Origin of the sequence: Vibrio agarilyticus, assembly GCF_012641465.1 — a bacterium.
Lineage (GTDB): Bacteria > Pseudomonadota > Gammaproteobacteria > Enterobacterales > Vibrionaceae > Vibrio > Vibrio agarilyticus.
This window is the reverse complement of the sequence record NZ_JABAIK010000020.1, coordinates 39,809-60,030: the sequence shown is the minus strand read 5'-3', so window position 1 is coordinate 60,030 and position 20,222 is coordinate 39,809. Positions and strand designations below refer to the sequence as shown.

Genomic DNA, 20,222 nt, shown 5'->3' with positions numbered 1-20,222 from the left:
TTGCTGCGTCTTCACCCTATTTGGGCATGGGTATTCTCAAGTGGAGTTCAAACAATGAAAAAAACCGTTATAACCTTAACACTGCTGCTGGCACTTGCCGGGTGTGAAGAAGCCTCAAAAGCCGTCGATAAAGCGCAAGAAGCTGCCAACAGTGCGGTGGACTCTATGCAAGAGGAGCTGACCAAATTGGATTTATCGGCACTAAAGCTCGATGAACAGTTTGGCGATGCCGCTGAAGCGGCGCAAGAGCTGGCTGTTTCACTGGAAGAGGCACTCAATGCTGATTTTAGTAACCCAGAAGCGCTCACCAAAGTGCAAGAGCATATCGCTAATGCCTACAGCTGCCTTGAGAAAGCCACCTCGGACTCTTCAGCAGAAGCGCTTTTGAATAAAATCATGGATACCATCAGCAATGAGCAAGCTAAAGGGCTAATCGAAAAAGGGATTGAGCAAGCCAAAGAGGTTAAAGAGTGTGTGATGTAACCTAAATCAACAAGGCGCCGTTATGGCGCCTTGTTGATTTATGAGATTTCCGTGGGTGACGAAATCTTAAAATTTCAAATCGATACCCAAACAACGTGAAGATGCAGGTAGGCGACCAGCGAACAAAGCCTCTGAGCATAGATAAGCTATGTGATGAGGTTTGTGAGTGCCCGTCAACACCGCTGCAACTTCAATTAGGACGGGTATATTGGTTAGATCAATAAGCTCTATTTAGGATAAAGAGTTTTGCTTGTGCTAGAGCTTGTTTTGCCGCAGCCTGTTGGTTGGGAGCGGCAGCGAGCTCTCGAGATGAAGGCAAAATAACAAAATAGTGACTTGGCGTGGTATTGATCAATGCACCACGAAAGTTATCCTGATTTAGACGATAAACTTGACTATATATCGTCAGTACTAGCGAATTATCATTGCGTCGGTAAGGACCAAAAAAAGATCCGAGTTCATGAACACTGCCAAAAACAGACTGAAGTGAAACGGAATTACCACTCGGTAACCACATTTTATAACTCAACCGCGCATGCGTAGAATCAAGATTCGTTTCGAGTGAGTTTTGCTTAAATTGCCCTGAAACAAACGGCATACCTTCTCTTTGGGCGTTTATATTACTAGATTCTTGTTTAAAACAATCTTCGGATTGATATTGCCGATGACGAAATCGATATTCCGCACAGACAAAATTGGTAATAAGGTTTTGCATATTGCGAACCCAATCTCGAGTCAGTATTTTATCAACCCAATATTGGTCACCATAATATTTTGAGGGCAGAATCCAAGCTCGGTTAGCCAGCATTTCTTTATCGAATTTTAGCGGTATTGCATCACCTTGCTCAATCGAATTGCTAATGCTGTTTGTTGTATTGGCTAAAGTTCGGCCTTGGGTGTCAAATTTTGCATATTGTAATGTCGGGTAATTGCCTAATTGATAGCTCGCATGTACGAGCGCAGGGCTTAGCATAAAAAATAACGATATGATGCAAGATGTAATCGTATTAGGGGTCATTATCGCCATACCTTTCACCGTTTTATTAGAGAATCTAGAATAACTCAAATAGGGTTCGAGTCTATTAATTCGCCCCAACGGCGTGTTCTTGGTCGGTGTTTTTTTGGCTCTGGTTTGGTGCTGGCCCTAATACGCGAGCCAGCTCTTTTTTGTCTAATGGTTTATACAAGACATCACGCGCGCCATATTCAAAGAAGGTAGCGCGAGTCTCTTCACCGGTATCGGCGGTGCAGGCAATAATGTGGGCGTCAGGGCTGTATTGTGAAATGATGATTTTGGTCGCATCCACTCCAGTCATTTTGGGCATATGGTTATCCATTAAAATGGCAAGATAGCGGTGCTTTTTGGCGTATTCGACAGCTTCTTGTCCATTGACGGCTAAATCATAATCATGAAATCCGAGTGATTGCAGTAACTTGGTCAATACCATCGCGTTAACGCGGTTATCCTCAGCAATCAAAATCTTGTTACTTGAGGGCGTTACCCTTGGTGACTTCTGCGTTTTGGCTATTGCAGGAAGACGAATGCGAATTTCGCTCTGGTGATCGCTCAGACGAGAGCATAGTAGCTCTCCGCCAAATTTTGCTAACGCTTGGCGAGCAATCCCTGCGCCAACGGATGTGCCAATCAACGTTTGGCTCGCACCTGCGGCCGCACTACCCATGGTCTTATTTGATGGCATACTGAGCGGTGGATTAACCAGTGCCTGGTAATGGGCGCCATTATCATCATATTGGATGGTCACTTCAATTATCTCGATGCCATTGTGACGCTGAGGCTCAACGTTCATGAGGAGTTCTCGACGCGCTGCTTGAGTCATTGCATCGAATAAGAAGAAATGGATTATGGGCAGTAATTGGGCAAAATCGCACACCAGTTCGCAGTTAGGCGAGTAACGGTTTATCAGTTCAAAGTGGATTTGGTCACGCAGTGCTAATTGGGTCGCAGCTTCACGTGTTAAATCCATGCTGTTTGTAAGCGAAATTTGGCTTGGGCTGGCGCTTAGGTTATTGAGATCGAGTTGCGACAAAGTGGTGGCATTCTCAACACTGTATTTTAGCGCCAGCGCCACGCGATAACAGTGAGTCACCATGGTGTGGTGGCTCTCTTTTGCTAATGTTAATTGCTTGGTGATGTCGAGAAGGGTGCTAATAGGCTCTTTAAGCTGTTGGTTCATTGAGGTAATCAGCTGCGATTTCACGTCTGTGGTGTGAATTGCTTGGCTGGCTTGTTCCACCAATCGGTGCTCTAACTCTTTACGCTTGGTGATATCCCGTTCAACCGCAACAAACCGAACTAGTTTTCCTTGTTCGTAAATGGGGTTGATTGATAAATCGAGCCAATAGGGCGTGCCATTTTTATGGTAGTTAAGGATCTCTAATTCAATTTTTTGCCCTTGTTTTATAGCTTCCGATAAACGTCTAATATCGTCAAGTTGAGTCCCTTTACCTTGCAATAAATTACCCGGTTTTTTCCCCACTACCTCGTCTAAGGTATAGCCAGAAATATCGGTAAACGCTTTGTTGACCCAGATCACCAGCCCGTTTGCGTCGGAGATGATCACCGCATCGCTTGCGTACTCGGCTACTTGACCTAAGGTGGCGCGAAATTCAGACAGCTGCAGTTCGGAGGTTAGCGTCATCATTTTCTTTGTGCGCTCAAGTAAAATCAGCGACACAATCGCGACCGCCCAAATTGCATAAATCGCCAGACCTCGGTTAGAAGTCACTTTCCAGGTGTCGCTGCCCAATGGCGATAAGTAGTAACCAGTCAACGTCAGTAGGGTGCAGACAATAGCCCAGATAAAGGTGGTCGACTGATTTTTCGACAACAAGGAGACTAAAATCACCGTGATATAGGGAACCCCAGCGGCGACACCGAGCGGAATATTGAGGTCGATAGTAAAAATGGCCCCAGCAATCAGCGCCAATATCAGATGCTCTTTTAGCGCATGGGGTAAGTGTGTTTGCATGGGTCTTATCCCGTTTCGCGTTGTTGATTGAGTTTGTGAATGACGCGTTGCGCTTGATGGCTATTGACCAGCATGCGGTTAATGAGCTTTTGCAGTGTCTCGACATTTGGAATGTCACCGGAATAGGCCTCTTGCTCAATATGTTGAGTAAGGCGCACCATTTCACGCATACCAAACTCAAGCGCAGTGCCTTTGATTGAGTGAAGCACACGATATAACGCATTGGCATCTTCTTCGGTGTAAGCGCTGAAAAATGCGTCGGTTTTTTCATCAAATTCGGATTGGAGTGAGCGCAGCAAATCCACCGTTTCTTCAAAGCTCATCTCTTCGTCATTGAGTAAGCTGCTTGACGATATTTCTTCTTCCGTCATTGGCAATTGGGTCACAGGGTAGCGCACGAGTGGAACAACATTATTCGCGCGTGCAAAAGAGTCGGTATCGGTGATTTGGTCAATAAATTGCGCGATGGCATTTTCCAAGCTCACCTTTTGCAGCGGTTTGGTGAGCACAAAGTTAGCGCCAGCTTGCAGAAATTCATCGTGGGCTTGTTGAAACACATCTGCAGTATAGGCAAACACCACAGTGCTGATATTGAGCTCTTGGCGTAACCTGCGAATGGTTTCGATGCCACCAAGATTGGGCATGTGATTATCCATAATAATCAGGTTAAATCGCCGCTCATTTAAAATGGTCAGTGCTTGATGTCCATCGGTGGCTAATGTGATGTTGTGACCGAGAGAGTGAAGAAAACGCTCAGCAACCGCTGCGTTAACTCGGTTGTCATCCACGAGAAGAATATCAATTGAGGCGGTTTTTACCGACAACGCGTTTTGAGCCAATGCAATGGGCGTTTGGGGCGTAGTATTGCGCTCCGCAGCGATAGGCAGCGTATGGTTTGGTATTGGCGTGTTTACCTCTTTTGGCGTCGATAATTCGAGCGCCTGATTGAATGGTTGCTCTGCTTTAGTGGGTCTGGTTTCAAACATTTCCATCGCAATCGGAAGGGTAAGAGTAAACTGCGACCCGATGCCGGGTTGGCTGAACACAGTGATAGTTCCGCCCATTAGCTCAGTTATCTGTTTAACGATGGAAAGCCCCAGCCCAGTGCCGCCAAAACGCCGAGTGGTTGACAGCTCTGCTTGTTCAAATGGGGTGAAAATACCGGTTAATTTGTCTTTTTCAATCCCTATCCCGGTATCAGATACCACAATTTTGATGCCTTGATGCAGTTCACGTTGAGTTTCATGATGCGATAAGGGCTCGACGGCTACTTTGACATTACCCTCAGTGGTGAACTTGATCGCATTACCCGCAAGATTGAACAAAACTTGGCGCAAACGTGAAGCATCACCAATCAGACGAGCACGTTCGTCGAGCTGATTGCAAATCTCAAAGCGGATTCCTTTTTCTTTGGCAAGTGGGGTTAAAGAGTTTTGCAGCGGAATGAGTATGTCTGACAGAGCAAAAGATTTGCATTCCAAAACCATTTTGCCTTGCTCAACTTTTGAAAAGTCCAAAATGTCGTTGAGTAACGTCACCAGATGTTGACCTGAGGTCATGATCATCGCTGCGTGCTCTTGAATTTGAGGCTCTTTAGCGTCCTCTTGAATAATCTGAGCCAGCCCTAGCACGCCGTTCATGGGAGTGCGCAGTTCATGACTCATGGTAGCAAGAAACAGTGATTTGGCTTGGTTAGCCCGCTCTGTTCGTTCGATGGCTTCCTGATAACTGGCGTTGTTTCGTTTGAGCTCACTTACCCGCATCAAGTAAGTAATGACTATGGTAACGGAAACCACCAAAATAAAAGCAAATAACAGTTGAATCATATTATTGCGAACGTGAGAAGCCAGTTCTGTCATCGCTTTTTCGGAGTTCTCGACAAACGCCATATTTTCATGAGAAAGCAGCAGTGTAAAAAGGCGCTGTTTTTGCTGCTCGACGCGCTGAAAGGTTTGAATGCTGGCACCAAACTCGGAGCTTTCATCGACAAAGAACTCAATACCATCGATGAGCAGGGCTCTTGCCGCGCTATTGTCATTGGTGTTTAACACATTGAGCTGATGAGAAACCGACTCAAGTAAAGATTCTTTGACAATAATAATGCCAATGACGTTATCAAGTGCATCGGTGATTTTGATTAGTGATTTGGTAAATAAGTCAAGTTGAATAAAAGTCTCCATTTTATACAGACCAATATTTTGACGTGCTTCGAACTCTTGCATAATGGCTTGTGCTTGGTGCTCTAGTGCCACTAAGGTGCGGGTAAGGTGATAGGGATCGGTTTGAGTACTTATTTCATAAAGTGTCACAGCGTCGCGTATTTCAATCACCTCATGGCCAACCTCAGTCACCATGGCGCGATATTCAGAAATACGTTTGTATTCGGCGTAAAGCAAGGTCATCGCCGCTATGATACTGAGGCATAGTAATGCAGATATGCTAAATAAGAGTCTAGTTCTGTCCATCTTCGAGCTCCTTCAATATGGCTGGGCGCGGAGCTGAGAGCGCGGTGAGAAGGCTTTGATATCTTGTACGGTTTCTGGGGAAAAACTGCGCCCCAATTGACTTTTCGCCATGATAGAAACGGCTTCTTCGAGGGTTTGGGTTCGGCCATCGTGAAAGTAAGGCGCGGTGTCAGCAACGTTGCGTAAGCTGGCGACACGAAATAGGAACAAATCTTCACGCTTGCCCGTATTCATGTGGCGTCCGGTATCGGTTGAGCGATTGGCACCGCGAGTGTCATCACCAAAAAAACCGAAATTGATCACCATGCCTCCACCGATATTGGTGCCACGGTGACATCGCGCGCACCCTTGATCTTGAAAGGTATTCCAGCCACGAATTTGCTGCTCAGTCATTGCGGTTTCATCGCCAAGCAAGTAGCGATCAAAGGGTGAGTGTGGCGTGGTTAAACTGGTCATAAATTCCACCAGCGCGTGTTTAATGGTTTCGGTGGAAATAACGATATCAGCTTTGTCAAATAGGTCGTTGTAATGCTGCGAACGTTTTACATAGGTTTCGACTTGAGGCCAGTTTGAATCCATCTCGACCACGTTATGAATCGGCCCATCTAATTGGTCGTGTAAGTTATTGACTCGTCCATCCCAGAAAAAACGGTAATTGAACGCAGTATTATAGACGGTTAAAGAGTTACGAAATCCTTTGCCTTTCACCCCCGTTGACACTTCTATATGTTCAGCGCCATTGGTTTGCAGTTGATGACAAGTTTCGCAGCTCACAGCTTTATTGGAAGAGAGGTTGGGATCTCGAAATAACACCCAGCCTATTTTGGCTAAATTGCGGTCAATGTTCAGTTGAGTTGGGATTGGGGAAATGTCGCTATGATTGACGGCAGCAAGGCGCGTTGGCGCTTGTGACTGGGCTTGCTGACTGAGAAGGGGCTCAGTATCTGAGAGGCGATGTGCATCATGGTCGTGACCTGTATCGCTGTGCTCATGATGAGCAGATACGTTGTGATGTGAATCAGGAGATGTCATCACAGTTTCAAAAACCAATAGGCCAATTGAGAGCACTGTTACAACTGCGCCAGCGGTAAACCAAAGTTTATTTTTCATCGCATCACATCCAGTTTTGCGCTTATCACCATTCCTTGTTCAGAACTGCGTTCCGAATATGACTATTACTAACTTAGTTGCATAATGTTAAAAGGTAAAGCATTTGAGCCAGTCTGATTGTTGCGAGTGGGGTTGAGACAGAGAAGAGGCAGCGCACGTTAACTCAATGGCTAAGTGCGCTGAGAAAGAGAAGATAAAACTTATGCAGCGATATATAAAATCACACATGAACCGATGAATACTGCGCTAATGTATGGAATCACCCATTTAAAGAAGCGACCATAAGGGATATTAGCCATTGCAAGCCCAGCGACGACGGTTGCGGCGGTTGGTGCAAACAGATTTATCCATCCGGAGCCCAGTTGATAGGTGGTGACGACAATGTCGCGGTTCACTCCAGCAAAGTCGCTCATCGGGCCCATCAAAGGCATAGAAACAGTAGCTAAGCCAGAACTTGAAGGAATGAAAAACGCTAAAACAAGATGCGCGAGATAGCTGGTCACAGCAAAAACGCCGCTGTCTAAACCAACGACAGCACTCTCTGCCCAGCTCAGTATGGTGTCCGTGATGTTAGCGTCGTTCATTACGACATTGATGCCTTTTGCAACGGCAATCACCATCGCAACGCCCATCATATCTTTACAGCCAGCAACGAACGTGGAGACAAATTCACTTTCAGACATGCGATTAATCAAGCCGATAATAATCGCCGCGGTGAGATAGACGATAGAGATTTCTTGTAACCACCAATTTAAAGCAGGAACAAAGGTGACACCAATATCTTCCCATGGCACAACACCGTAAATCATCAATGCAAAAGCACCAAAAAACACCGTCATAGTTAAACGATGGCGGCCCGTGAACTCTATGGCTTTCGGCGTTTGAGAAAATTGGTCATTAAAAGTAATGTCTGCAAGAAGCGAATGCTTGGGATTTGCTTTTACTTTTGCTGCGTATCTCATGATAAAAACGCAGGTGATAAGGTAAAAAACGGCGAATGTAAACAAGCGTAGTAAAATACCGTCACCGAGTTGAATTTCCGCAAAACGCGATGCTACACCAGTAGCAAAGGGGTTAACGGTACTGGTCGCGACACCTATGCCACTGCCAAGTAGAATCATACCGGCAACGACGAGTCGGTCGTAGCCTGCGGCGATAAAAAACGGCAATAGGATCACCCATAGACTGACGGTTTCCTCACTCATTCCGTAAGTCGTTCCGCCTACCGCAAGAATAAATATTAAAATCGGGATCAGCCACTGCTCTCGGCCAGCAAAGCGTTGCGATATAGCATAAACCGCTGCATCCATCGCGCCAGATTTGATGGTGACGCTTAAAAAACCACCGATCATTAAAACGAAAAGAATAATCGAGCTTGCTTCACTAAACCCAGTCAAAGGAGCTGCGAGCAGATCAATGACGTTCTGTGGGTTACTTTCCAGTTCGGTGTAGGAACCAGGAATGGGTAATAAACGTTCTCCTCCTGCGTAATTGGCAACCTCAGATCCTTCAATAAGTACATTGGAATTGGCGGTGCGATAATCGTATTTTCCCGCAGGAACAAACCATGTAAGGACGACGACTAAGGCTGTGATAAAAAATAGCAAGGTGTAGACGGTGGGCATTTTAAACTGCCATTTCTTAGTGGCTTTGGCCGATTGTGTCACAGAGTGTGTACTCATATATTTGCTTCCTATTTGCAATAAAATGGACCTTGCGCTTGCTATGCAGAAAGACATTTTTCTTTCAATGCGTTAAGCACGGCTAATACGCTCCGCAAAAGCGAAGCTGCTAGATTCGAGCGATGCCTTGGCTCCAAACTTGTTGAATTTCAAGTGAGTTGGGGTCAAGAAGAACAAAATCGGCATCGAATCCGTATTCGATATGGCCTTTATGGGGTAATCCTAAACGTGCTGCAGGGTTGCTCGTGATACAGCGCAACGCGATTTCAAGCGGAATATCACAAGATAAAACCGCATTACGAACGGCTTCAAATAGTGAACTAATGCGGCCACTGTCAACGCCGATTACCTCACCCGAAGCGGAAAATCTCGGCAGACTGGCATTCGCATCCGAGCTAAACGTGATGTGATTAATATGAACACCAGCGTTTAATGCACGCTGCAACGCTTGTGGGGATGGTACTTCACCATCTTCAATTAACCCGGCATTGGTACTGGTCGTAAAATCAATGTAGCCACCGTCCAATGCGAAATTGAGACCTGTTTGGAAGAGGTTGGGGTTGCGATTGATGTGGGTTGGAAGGAAATATTCGGCCGTTATTTCCGTTTGTTCAATGATTTGAGTGAGTAAAGATAATTCTTCTTTGCCATCACCAAGATGGCAAAAAACGATGCCTTTTTTGCCTGCAAGATTGGCCGAGGTGCGCACTGTACGACCGATATGAAGTAGGTCATCAAAGTGAACCACGGAACCTCGGTGATCTGATAAAGCTAACTCACCAACGCCTAATATTTCAGGTATGTAAATCAGATCTTCTTCAAGTGACGGGGTAAGAGTGCGAAGCGGCAAGTGGTAAGATCCAGAATAGAAATAGCAACTTATGCCTTTAGCTTGCAGTTCTCGACTTTTTCCAAGCAAATTGGCAAGCGAACGTGTGACAGCATCGGTACCAAGTGCGCCAACCGCGGTTGTGACGCCAGCGCGCAGCATCTCTTGCGCTGTTATTTCGAGAGTTCGATTACCAAACCCACCTTCGCCGCCGCCACCAACAATATGAGTTAATACATCAATAAATCCAGGGACTAAATATGCGCCTTTGCCATCGTAGATATCAGCGTAAGGTGGGTGAGTGCTATTTATAGGCTTCAAAGAATGCACTCGTTTATCAGTAATGACAACATCACACAGTGAATGAGGTTCTGGTGTAAACACCTGAACATTTTTAATGATGCGCAGCATTGCAACGCCCTCAAAAATGAGCGAAAGGATCGCTGTGATAGTGTATACCCAATTATTATTCGACTAGTGTAATGAGCATTCCCCATGACTGCTTAAGATGAGTGGCATGTCTAATGAAAATACTCGTTATCATGTCAATATATTAGGCATGTTGATTTAAGCGAAGTTAATTAATCTTATTTCCCTTCTTTGGTTACGTGTCATAACCAAAGAGAGGGAAAAACTTGGCTTATTCTGATATATCGATAATTAAAATTGGGTAACAATATTCTTACGCTGTATAACTTAACGATACATATTCCCTTACTACTTGAAACTGCGGTGCGGGGGGCAACGTAAAGGGTTCGCTAGCGCAAAGCTCATCACATAGTCGTTCATGCTAGAAGGCTTTGCTGGCTTGCCACTTATCTGTAACTTACCCGTAATTCCAAGTTATTTGGGTTCAGGCGACGGATTTGTTGCAACTCATCAGTCTATTTGTATTGTTTAGATAAAATAGCGTTCGGTGAAATATCGTACCGATAAATCATATCGATTTCTTAGGAGAGGAGGGCTACTCGTTGCACCATTCACTGAGTGCATGACGAGTTAATTTATAGAATCCGATTACGGTAACTGCCGTAATAGTAGAGAAAGCGCAGCAAATTGCTTGTTTATAATCAAATTTATTTTGGATTTGAATATGCATTTGCAGCACCTAATCATGACAATGATTCTATATTATGTAACTTGAACAATAAATCAATCTGCTTATTTGTCTGATCTTAATGATTTTAGAAAGTAACGGGTGAAGTTAGGTGAATAATTATATAGTGATGATGGGGTTGTGGCGCAATATAATGTGCTATAAATTCACATAAAGTGCATAATTCAAAGCGTATGTTAACTTTGTAATTTGTGGCTTTGCTCACGTTAGGAAGGTGGATGGTCTTTGTGAGGAGTGTCGTAAATTCAGTGCCCAAGTGGGCACTGAATGAAACAACTACAAACTTTGTGGTTGTATTGCAATATCCTTTCTAATTGAAGCTGCAGGGCTTTGCATTACAAAGTCAGGGGTTGGCTTCCGCAAATCTCATCACATAGTTTGCCTATGTTTAGAGGTTTTGCGCATTTGCCACCTACCTGCAACTTCAAGTCGTTTGGGTATACTTAGTTCACTTTAACCGTTGACCAAACAAAGCGGTGATCAGATGAAACTTCTTTACTGTTACCGTACTTACCAATACGAGAGTCGTTAAACAGTAAGCGGCCTTCTTCATTTTCTGCTTGCCAGTAAACACCTGTATTCAATACTTCAAGGTCGGCAGAAGGGACTGCGTAGTCAACGCGGCTGCCAAACACTGCGGTGCGCGCTTCTGGGTATGGGTGGCCTTTGTCGTTGTTTTCAGCAACCGCGCCAGTAGATTCTGGTGTAAATTCATGGCCAACGTGTGCAACCGCTTGATGAACGCGTGAGTCGTTCATCAATTCATAAACGCCGTCAAAGCGCGCATCGGTGGCATCGCCAAATTCTGCATCGGCGTTCAAATCACCCATGATGACAAAACTTTCACCAGTAAAGCCACCTTGTGTGCCAGCATCATCATAGATGGTTTCGCCACCCTTGATGTATTCGTGCCAGAAACGGTTCTCGTCGCTGTTGCGGTGTTTGTTGTTATCACTTACCGTGTTAAAGCCCATTGGTGTTGGGTGAGCCAACAGAGCGTGAATCACTTTGTTACCGTCTTTGTTAGGAATGATGATAGGTGCATCAACGTGGTTTTTTGACGACATAGGAATGACATTCCATTCATCAGCGCTAAACCAAGTATCACCACACGCCATGCCTTCAGGGATCTCTTTTGAACCATCACATACGTTGATTTCTGGGTTCACCGCACCTGGCAGATCTTTGCGCTTAAAGTGTTGGAAGGTACGCGTGTTTGCTGTGTCGATTTCATATTTTGACATCAATGCAAAGGCGTAGTGACCATGGTAGAAACCAAATCCCATGGCATCGTCTGGATTGCTTGGCTCAATTTTGCCATCGTTATTCAGATCCATCTCTGAGTGCAGGCCCGTATTGGTCGCGTAGTTTTGCACAAATGGGTAATGGATTGGTTCTAGTAGGTCACCACCGTCGACACTATTTAAACTTTGCGGCACTGATAGATAGTTCTTCTGGAAGCCTTGGAGTGCGGCGTAATCGCTGCCGGTGCCATCGTTATTGAATTCGGTCAGTAGCAGAACATCAGGGCGATTTTTTTGAATGATAGCGGCAATATTACGAATTTGAATGATGCGCTCAGCAATGTTTTCATTCGGGTAGCCATTATTGACACCTTCGTTATTATTTTCTTTCCATTCCGCGATAAATTCATTTTGCTGATCAAGGGTATAGCTCATGTATTGAACCCATTGATCATAGCTTTGATCGTAGTCGGCTGTGGCGCCACCGTCATGGGCAAAAGAGACGTTAAATGAGGCGAATTTTACCTGTTCAGGCGTTTGCTCAGCATCGTTAGAGTTACAACCCACTAAAAGGGCAGAAGCGATTAGGGTTGCTAAAAGTTTTGTTTTCATAAATATCTCAAATACAAACCGCCCATCCATTAAGGGCGTCGCATGATAATTTATAAAAAGAGGTAATGTAAACGTTTGCTGGAATCGTTTGCTTAAAAAGGAATCATTTTTATAAAACTTTCTGTAACGAATCATTAGCTACGTTCACATATCTAAATAATTCTAGGCAGGTAGCCTAGTACCTCGCATCAAAGGTGTTACTACACCCTTTCCAATTGAAGTTGCAGAACTTTTTGATTAAAAATTAGGGAGTTAGCCATATATGGCCTCATCAGATAGTTCGTCTTTGTTCACGAAGTGCGCAGAGGCTTTGCTCGTTTGCCGCCTATTTGCAACGCCAAGTTGTTTGGGTATAAAACGGCCCGTATTAGTGAGTGGCTGAATGAGACCTGTGTACTACAAAGTGGCAGTGGTTAAGAGTACACTGAGAGACCAGCCCACTTGAAATTGCAGCGTTTTTCCAAGCTGTTTGGGTACCAGTCACTCTGGATGAATCACGCATCTTGAGGTGACGATGAAATATTGAATTAATTAGAGTGATAGATGTGAGCCAAGACCATTTTAAAGGGCGATTTGAAGTTGAATTAAAGTATCGCCTCACCTCAAAAAACGACTTTCTTGCTGTGCTTCAACGTTTTCCCTATGAGGTTATGGTTGAAAATAATCTTGAAACCGATTGGCATTTTGATAGTCCATCATTTGCGCTGAGGGAGCAAAATAAAAGTATCGTTATTCGCCAAATGCAGCCATCGGGTATTTTACTTTGGATTGTTAAGGGGCCAGAACCTGACCGTTGTCAGGCGGTGAATATCAGCGATGCCCTTAGTGCGCGTTCGATGTTGGAGACAATGGGGTATCAATTGGTTATGACTGCGCAAAAAACGCGTAGCATTTATTTCCTTGGTGAGTTTCACATTACTTTAGATTCGCTTGAAGGGATCGGTGAGTTCGCAGAATTTGCGATCATGACGGATGATGAATCGCGTCTCGAGGACTATCGGAAGGCGTTGGTCGAATTGGCGAAACAATTTGGTTTGACTGAAAACGATCGAGAACTCTCGTCATATAAAGCGTTACAGCACGCTTATCAGTCACGTTTTGAGTGATAAGAACGAAAACAGACATGCGGGCGTAGAGGCAACATATACCCGTCCTACTTGAAGTTGCAGTGGTGTTGACGGGCACTCACAAACCTCATCACATAGTTATCTATGCTCAGAGGCTTTGTTCGCTGGTCGCCTACCTGCATCTTCAAGTTGTTTGGGTATAGGTAAATTATGACCAAAAATTTCAATGTATTTGGTAAGCGCATGGTAGTAGTGCGGCACTATGATGAATGGCAACTGTTTTCCATTTCCGAAGTAGGGATGCGATCACGAATTTATGATGTGGTGATCCCATCAGATCTTTGTGAATCGAAACTCGTCCAATATCTTGATGACATTTATCATGAGATGGCTACGCCACGTCATCCTAAGGTGGTCGAATTTAGGGTGTGATGTCTGCACCCCATCTCATTCAATTTTACTGAATGAGATGGTCACATTTCATAGGGTCTATTTGTTCACTTCATGATCTAACCTAGGTTTAATCGATAAGTTATCTCGAATGATTAACCTGATAAATCCTAATGAGAAACGTATTGAAACTCACACGGCATCATCAATCTAAGGAGTGAACAATGAAAACACGTCATATCACCAAGTTAATCAACGCGCACCCGGCTTCCGATGGCGCTGGCGTTAAAATACATCGAATACCTGGCTTTAACGATACTGCGTTTTCACCTTTTCTAATGATTGATGAGTTTAAGTCTACTCATAGGGATGATTATATTGGTGGTTTCCCTCCTCATCCTCACCGTGGAATTGAAACCTTAACCTATATGTTAGAAGGGCATTTCCAACATCGTGATTCTATGGGTAACGTTGGTGAACTTAAAGCTGGCGGCGCACAATGGATGGCGGCTGGCCGTGGTGTCATACACAGTGAAATGCCCATGATGGATAGAGGGGCGTTGCATGGATTTCAGATCTGGATCAACCAACCAGCGCGCAATAAAAAGCAGCCTGCACACTACTTTGAGTTGCCCAGCGACCAAATAGTAGAACGAACCGTTACTCAGCAAGGGACCATGCGCCTTCTCACCGGCAGTGTTACGATTGCTGGTGAGCAGTATCAAACAGGTTTGCGACAAAGCGGCGTTGAGGCGACCGTGCTAGATTGGAATGGTGCAAAAGATGAGCTGATAACACTGACATTACCAAACGAGTTTAACGTGCTGCTCTATGTATATCAGGGTGAAATTTCAATTGATGGAAAATCGGCTAAAGTTGGACAGTTGGCGCAGTTTTCCGTTGGTGATGTAATTCAAATAGAATCAAATATGATAAGTGGTGCCTTATTACTTGCTGGTCAACCAATCAATGAACCAATCGTTCATCATGGTCCTTTTGTGATGAATAGCCTAGACGAAATTGAGCAAGCGGTGAATGATTACCAAACAGGAAAATTTGAACAATATGCAGTGACGAGTGCGAAAGAACCAACTTAACTTCGTGAAATTAACGCTGCGTCGTAGTACAAGACATTAGGGCAATAGTTTTTGAAGGTCATGCAGCAAGGAGAGAGCGATGATTGAACTGCGCGCGGCGAGACGAGAAGAGGCAGATTGCATTTACCAATTGATGCTTTCGGATATGAGTTGGAAACAATTTGATGCGCCTTATGTGCCTTTTGTTGCGCCAAGCCTGCGTGAGTTTCGCCGCGGCATGTTTAGTAAGCTGGTGGTGGGTGATGAGATGCAGCTTATCGTGGTTGACCAGCGGCCGATTGGTATTGTTACGCGCTATTGGGAGTGTCATTCAACGCGCTGGCTTGAGGTTGGGATTGCCATTTACGACTCGAGTTATTGGCAACAAGGCGTCGGTTATCAAGCGCTCATTAGCTGGATAAGCCATCTATTTGCTCAGCAGCGGGCTATTGCACGCATCGGATTAACCACTTGGTCAGGCAACCCTCGAATGATGGCGTGCGCCTCTAAGCTTGGAATGACTTTAGAAGGACGATTGCGTAAAGTGCGTTATTTTGAGGGAGTCTATTATGACTCCCTTCGTTATGGGGTGCTGCGTGAGGAGTGGGTCGCGCGTTACGGCGATAGATTAACCCAGCAGGAGTTTCTATCTCGTTAGGCTATTGCAGGAGCGACCGCTCGCTCAATGGGCTTGTCATTAATGGGCAGGTGAATCAAAGCAGCAATAAACGCAAGCACCACCGTTGACCACCAAATGGGTTCATAAGAGCCGTAGTAATCGTAAATTCGACCGCCAAACCAGGCACCCAGGAAGCTGCCTACTTGGTGCGTGAAAAAGACCAAGCCATATAGGGTGGATAGATAACGCGCGCCAAAGATTTGGCGAACCAAACCTGAGGTAAGCGGCACAGTACCAAGCCAACAAAATCCAATCGCTGCGCCAAAGATAGCTGCGCTGTTTTCAGTCACTGGCAGCGTAACAAAGCCTGCTATTACCGCAGTACGGAAAAGATAGAGCGCTGACATGACGTGTCGCTTACTAAATTTATCCCCCATGACGCCCCAAAAGTACGAGCCAAAGATATTGAATATGCCCACATAGGCCAGAGCCATTGCTGCGGTTTCCGCGGCAAGCGCTTTGTCGGCCAAATAACTGGGTAAATGCGTTGCGATAAACATAACGTGAAAACCGCAAACAAAGAATCCCATGTGGATTAGCCAGTAGCCTTTGTGGCGAAATGCTTCACCGAGCGCTTGTTTTAGCGTTTGCTCTGGCATTGCTTGTGCAGTCGCTGTTTGCGTCATGGCACCGTTTTGATTGCCACGCATAAATAGGGCGAAACCTATCATTAATGAGCACAGAAGACCAAAAACCAAAAGCGCGTCTTGCCAACCAAAATGGACAAGCAGTGCTTGAGCGCCTGGGATCATCGCAAACATACCAAACGAACCGGCTGCGGTGGTTAAACCAAACGCTTTAGCGGCATGTTGTGGCGGAACAACTTTGGCAACCGCGCCAAGGATAATCACATAGCTAGTGCAGCTAAGCCCAAGTCCAACCAACACGCCAAGCGACAGATAAAGCACACTTGGTTCGGTGGCGATTGAGGTCAAAATGAGTCCCAAAGCATACGCTATCGCACCAACGATAATAATGCGCTTGGAACCATAGCGATCGGCTGCGATACCAACAAAGGGTTGAAACACGCCAAATAGCAGGTTTTGTAGGGCAATTGCCAAGGCAAAGAACTCTCGACCCGTGCCAAAGGTGTCTGAAATCGGCATCATGAAAATGCCAAACGACTGGCGAATCCCCAGGCAGACAATCAAAATACCAATACCCAGCCAAACCAGCGGTGGAAAACGGAAAATACTCATGAAATTAACCTTAGTGATGATGTGGCTGAGCATGTTCAGCGTGTTGCTGGTGGCAACCACTGTCCATAGCGTAGTGGGCAAAAAGTGAGATCAGCTGTGGTGACTGGTGTAACACAATTAAACTGAGCACTAAAAGTGCCGTCATGCGGCAGAGCTGCGCGAAAAGGGTTTGCGAATACATATCGACGCTTCGTTATAAAATGAGCGCGAAGTGTATAGATTCAGTACTATGCATGCAAATGACATATAAGAAGGGGTGCTATGCGTTTTATGCATATACCCTCGCATGCTGAGGGTATAGGTCGATTGACAATTAATGTGAAATATCTGTATCCGGTAGCGCTTGATAATGGACATCGACCGACAGAATTCGATGGTCTTTAACTTCGGTGATAGTGAATCGCCAATGGTTGATCATCACTTCATCACCAACATCAGGCAGAGTTTCAAATTTCCATAGCAGTAAGCCGTTGAGCGTTTGGTAACCCGCTTCCGCCTCGCCTTCGAGTTGATTGAGATCCAGCCGCTGTTTAAGTTCGGCAATTGGAATTGATGCATCCATTAACCAATGTTGTGGTTCAAGCTCCTCAGCCCAAATGTCGTCCGGGGCGAGTGAAAGCTCACCTGCAATCGCCTCAAGAATATCGTAGTAGGTGACCAGTCCTTGAATATCACCGTATTCATCGACGATAAACGCCATTTCCGCCCCAATCGCTTGTAAATGGTTAATCAGCTGCAACCCTTTCATTGACTCATGAATGTAAACGGGTTGCTTTAGCAAATTGGCGACCGTGGGGATGGAGAGATTATCCAACTGGTTGACGAGAGCTTTGGATGAAATCGTGCCAATTACGTTATCCAAATTGCCGCGGCAAACAGGAAAAACACTGTGCTTAGTTTGACGCAGGCGACGCACCAAGGTGTCAATGGGCTGGTCGATATCGATATAATCGATATCGCGACGAGGTGTCATTAATGAACTGACAGGCCGGTCATTGAGATGCAATATATTACGGATCATCGTTTGCTCGCGCGGTTCGATAGCCCCTGTTTCTGAACCTTCATCGACCAATGCGGTGATGTCTTCTTCGGTGACACTTTCAATATTTTCGTCACGTTGACCAAGCAGGCCGAGAAGACTCTTGGTGGAAAAAGCCAGCAAGCTCACAAAAGGGCGAGTAAAGGTCGAAACCCAATGAATGGGGTAAGCCGCAAGTACCGCAATGCGCTCGGCGTTGCTTTGAGCAAAACGTTTTGGCACGAGTTCACCCACAACAATGGCAAAGTAGGTGATACAAACCACCACGACAGCGGTCGAGAGAATATTGGCTGATTGCTGCTCAATACCGTGTCCAACGAGCCAGTGCTCAAACGGTTTTGATAAGGTCGCTTCACCGACAATACCGCTGAGCAACCCTATGATGGTGATGCCAATTTGAATCGTCGAAAGAAAGCGCGTGGGGTTCTCTTTTAGGTTAAGCGCCACTTGCGCCGCACGTTTCGTTTCAGCCAATGTTTTTAGACGGCTTGGCTTTGCCGCGACTAGCGCTATTTCAGACATGGCGAAAAAACCATTTAGAACGATAAGCGCAACGAGAAAAATAAATTCCATATTTTTAGTAAATTAACAATAAGCGCGCATAGCATAACGGCGTTATCGCTTTGACATTGTGATGTAAACGCAATTTCTCATCCCCTTTGTGCGACGAAATCATGTCAAATTGTGTCATTCAACTGGTGCGGGTGTGTTCTTTTTGACTAATTTAAAGAAAATCAAAAAGGGCAGCAGCGCCAAATAGGAGACCATTAAAAAGCCAAAGGTAAAAACAAACGCGGTTAAGGTCGATTGCTCAGAAAGTAATTGCTGAATCAGAGCGAGAAAACTGGGATCGGTGATCGTGGTGCCTCGCTCGGTCGCCAACTGTTGTAGAAGCAGATTGCTTTCACTTAACGAACCACCCAATTCATTCCACTCTTGTTGCTGAGTACGGAAAAAGTAGGTGTTCACAATTGAAATGCCAAATGAGCCACCGATAGTGCGACAAAGGTTATAACACACTGCGCCACCGACCGTGTCTTTCGGCGCTAGTGTGGTGTAAGCAAGTTGACTGAGCGGGGCAAACACCAACCCCATGCCCGCGCCTTGGATCATACTCGGGAAAAGAACCCAAAATAGGTCGATTTCCAGCGAGTACTGCATCATAAAATAGGTGCCAAGCGCGTTAAGCACTAGGCCAATTGCAATTAACTTACGCGGGTCTAACCTATCCATATATTGCGCCATGATGAGTAGCACAGCGGCAGAGACTAGGCCACGTGGCGCCATAACAAACCCTGTGGTTTCGACCGGATAATTGAGCAATTGTTCGAGCATCATGGGTTGTAATTGAGTGATACCAAACATGCCCATGGAAAACCCAGCCATTACAATGCACGACATGGCGAGATTTCGGTCTTTAAGCAGCCAGACCGGCGCAATATCGCCTTTGGTGTAAATCGAGCGAGCAATAAAAAAGATGATAGCGATGGCACTGATGATGGTCGAAAATAAAATTTCATTACTGGCAAACCAAGACTCTTGGTTACCTCGGTCGAGAACCATTTGCAGTAAACCGATACCGATTGCCATCGCAATCACAAGTGGCCAATCGATAGTTGAGGGGCCACGTCCATCGAGTTTTACAAAGAAAAACAGCATGGTAAGGCAAATCAGGCCGATGGGGGCATTGACATAAAAAATCCACCGCCAATCCAAATGTTCCGTGATAATGCCGCCAAGTGTGGGGCCAAGTATCGGGCCAAGTAAAATACCGACACTGAACATCGCCATCGCTTTGCCGCGTTGATTTGCAGGGTAAATTTGTACCATGATCGATTGCGAAAGCGGGATCACCGCCGCGCCAAACGCGCCTTGCATAATTCGAAAAATTACCATTTCGGTAATACTGTCGGCTTGACCACACAAAGCGGAGCTAATCACAAAACCGCTCACTGAAATGAGTAGCAGTTTTCGAATGCCGACACGAAGCGTGAGAAAACTGGCAAGCGGAATGAAAATTGCCTCTGCCATTGAGTAGGAGGTGAGCACCCAAGTGACTTGATCTGAGGTCACGCCGAGTGCGCCCATCATATGCGGCAACGCAACGTTGGCGATTGTTAAATCAAGCAACACCATGATTGCAGAGAGCATAACAGCAATTGTGATCAAAAGGCGGCTGTTGTCACTCATACTGTCGGGCTGAGATTGCGCTGGCGCGCGGCTAATTTCGGCCATGATTA

15 protein-coding genes and 1 pseudogene are annotated in these 20,222 nt (G+C 45.5%); 5 read left to right on the top strand and 11 right to left on the bottom strand.

The window, feature by feature from the left end; all coding sequences use genetic code 11:
- The first annotated feature begins 54 nt into the window (after positions 1-54).
- Positions 55-483, top strand: a complete 429-nt coding sequence (locus HGP28_RS16190; RefSeq protein WP_168837515.1) for a hypothetical protein — start codon at positions 55-57, stop codon at positions 481-483.
- A gap of 217 nt (positions 484-700) precedes the next feature.
- Here the strand turns inward: HGP28_RS16190 and HGP28_RS16185 are convergent, their stop codons facing one another.
- From HGP28_RS16185 to HGP28_RS16155, 7 genes and pseudogenes are all read right to left on the bottom strand, one after another.
- Positions 701-1,510 carry a hypothetical protein gene (locus HGP28_RS16185; RefSeq protein WP_168837514.1) on the bottom strand — a complete coding sequence of 270 codons (810 nt, stop codon included), beginning with the start codon at positions 1,508-1,510 and terminating at the stop codon, positions 701-703.
- A gap of 55 nt (positions 1,511-1,565) precedes the next feature.
- Positions 1,566-3,473 (bottom strand): response regulator, encoded by a 1,908-nt coding sequence (locus HGP28_RS16180; RefSeq protein WP_168837513.1) that lies wholly within the window; start codon positions 3,471-3,473, stop codon positions 1,566-1,568.
- Between the two features lie 5 nt (positions 3,474-3,478).
- Positions 3,479-5,938: an ATP-binding protein gene (locus tag HGP28_RS16175; RefSeq protein WP_168837512.1), complete on the bottom strand. Its 2,460-nt coding sequence runs from the start codon at positions 5,936-5,938 to the stop codon at positions 3,479-3,481.
- Positions 5,925-7,048 (bottom strand): annotated as a pseudogene (locus tag HGP28_RS16170) (cytochrome-c peroxidase). Before HGP28_RS16170 ends, HGP28_RS16175 begins: the two are co-directional and overlap by 14 nt.
- 200 nt (positions 7,049-7,248) lie before the next feature.
- Positions 7,249-8,730, bottom strand: a complete 1,482-nt coding sequence (locus HGP28_RS16165; RefSeq protein ID WP_168837511.1) for a YfcC family protein — start codon at positions 8,728-8,730, stop codon at positions 7,249-7,251.
- A 109-nt stretch (positions 8,731-8,839) separates the two neighbouring features.
- A complete protein-coding gene (iadA, locus tag HGP28_RS16160; protein ID WP_168837510.1) occupies positions 8,840-9,970 on the bottom strand; it encodes a beta-aspartyl-peptidase in 1,131 nt (376 codons plus the stop codon).
- Positions 9,971-11,119: 1,149 nt separating this feature from the next.
- Positions 11,120-12,532 (bottom strand): endonuclease/exonuclease/phosphatase family protein, encoded by a 1,413-nt coding sequence (locus tag HGP28_RS16155; protein WP_168837509.1) that lies wholly within the window; start codon positions 12,530-12,532, stop codon positions 11,120-11,122.
- A 545-nt stretch (positions 12,533-13,077) separates the two neighbouring features.
- Between HGP28_RS16155 and cyaB the strand changes: the two genes are divergently transcribed.
- The 4 genes from cyaB to HGP28_RS16135 all read left to right on the top strand — a co-directional run bounded on the left by cyaB (position 13,078) and on the right by HGP28_RS16135 (position 15,723).
- A complete protein-coding gene (gene cyaB, locus HGP28_RS16150; protein ID WP_168837508.1) occupies positions 13,078-13,638 on the top strand; it encodes a class IV adenylate cyclase in 561 nt (186 codons plus the stop codon).
- A 171-nt stretch (positions 13,639-13,809) separates the two neighbouring features.
- Positions 13,810-14,031, top strand: a complete 222-nt coding sequence (locus tag HGP28_RS16145) for a DUF7661 family protein (protein WP_168837507.1) — start codon at positions 13,810-13,812, stop codon at positions 14,029-14,031.
- Between the two features lie 182 nt (positions 14,032-14,213).
- A complete protein-coding gene (locus HGP28_RS16140; protein WP_168837506.1) occupies positions 14,214-15,086 on the top strand; it encodes a pirin family protein in 873 nt (290 codons plus the stop codon).
- Positions 15,087-15,165: 79 nt separating this feature from the next.
- A complete protein-coding gene (locus HGP28_RS16135) occupies positions 15,166-15,723 on the top strand; it encodes a GNAT family N-acetyltransferase (RefSeq protein WP_168837505.1) in 558 nt (185 codons plus the stop codon).
- On the opposite strand, the gene HGP28_RS16130 is transcribed toward HGP28_RS16135, so the two are convergent.
- The 4 genes from HGP28_RS16130 to HGP28_RS16115 all read right to left on the bottom strand — a co-directional run bounded on the left by HGP28_RS16130 (position 15,720) and on the right by HGP28_RS16115 (position 20,217).
- Entirely contained in the window at positions 15,720-16,943 is a 1,224-nt protein-coding gene (locus HGP28_RS16130; protein ID WP_168837504.1) for an MFS transporter, read from the bottom strand. The two genes, HGP28_RS16135 and HGP28_RS16130, sit on opposite strands and share 4 nt — an antisense overlap.
- Positions 16,944-16,953: 10 nt before the next feature.
- Entirely contained in the window at positions 16,954-17,124 is a 171-nt protein-coding gene (locus HGP28_RS16125) for a hypothetical protein (protein WP_168837503.1), read from the bottom strand.
- 132 nt (positions 17,125-17,256) lie between these two features.
- Positions 17,257-18,555, bottom strand: coding sequence for a hemolysin family protein (locus HGP28_RS16120; RefSeq protein ID WP_168837502.1), 1,299 nt, complete (start codon positions 18,553-18,555; stop codon positions 17,257-17,259).
- Positions 18,556-18,669: 114 nt separating this feature from the next.
- Positions 18,670-20,217, bottom strand: a complete 1,548-nt coding sequence (locus tag HGP28_RS16115; protein WP_168837501.1) for a DHA2 family efflux MFS transporter permease subunit — start codon at positions 20,215-20,217, stop codon at positions 18,670-18,672.
- Between the last annotated feature and the right edge of the window lie 5 nt (positions 20,218-20,222).

Excerpts from the sequence above, each read along its gene's own strand:
- HGP28_RS16155 (WP_168837509.1), bottom strand. The coding sequence starts at position 12,532 with ATGAAAACAAAACTTTTAGCAACCCTAATCGCTTCTGCCCTTTTAGTG.
- HGP28_RS16175 (WP_168837512.1), bottom strand. The coding sequence starts at position 5,938 with ATGGACAGAACTAGACTCTTATTTAGCATATCTGCATTACTATGCCTC.
- HGP28_RS16185 (WP_168837514.1), bottom strand. The coding sequence starts at position 1,510 with ATGGCGATAATGACCCCTAATACGATTACATCTTGCATCATATCGTTA.
- HGP28_RS16190 (WP_168837515.1), top strand. The coding sequence starts at position 55 with ATGAAAAAAACCGTTATAACCTTAACACTGCTGCTGGCACTTGCCGGG.
- HGP28_RS16180 (WP_168837513.1), bottom strand. The coding sequence starts at position 3,473 with ATGCAAACACACTTACCCCATGCGCTAAAAGAGCATCTGATATTGGCG.
- HGP28_RS16120 (WP_168837502.1), bottom strand. The coding sequence starts at position 18,555 with ATGGAATTTATTTTTCTCGTTGCGCTTATCGTTCTAAATGGTTTTTTC.
- HGP28_RS16125 (WP_168837503.1), bottom strand. The coding sequence starts at position 17,124 with ATGTATTCGCAAACCCTTTTCGCGCAGCTCTGCCGCATGACGGCACTT.
- HGP28_RS16115 (WP_168837501.1), bottom strand. The coding sequence starts at position 20,217 with ATGGCCGAAATTAGCCGCGCGCCAGCGCAATCTCAGCCCGACAGTATG.
- HGP28_RS16130 (WP_168837504.1), bottom strand. The coding sequence starts at position 16,943 with ATGAGTATTTTCCGTTTTCCACCGCTGGTTTGGCTGGGTATTGGTATT.
- iadA (WP_168837510.1), bottom strand. The coding sequence starts at position 9,970 with ATGCTGCGCATCATTAAAAATGTTCAGGTGTTTACACCAGAACCTCAT.
- HGP28_RS16145 (WP_168837507.1), top strand. The coding sequence starts at position 13,810 with ATGACCAAAAATTTCAATGTATTTGGTAAGCGCATGGTAGTAGTGCGG.
- HGP28_RS16140 (WP_168837506.1), top strand. The coding sequence starts at position 14,214 with ATGAAAACACGTCATATCACCAAGTTAATCAACGCGCACCCGGCTTCC.
- HGP28_RS16135 (WP_168837505.1), top strand. The coding sequence starts at position 15,166 with ATGATTGAACTGCGCGCGGCGAGACGAGAAGAGGCAGATTGCATTTAC.
- HGP28_RS16165 (WP_168837511.1), bottom strand. The coding sequence starts at position 8,730 with ATGAGTACACACTCTGTGACACAATCGGCCAAAGCCACTAAGAAATGG.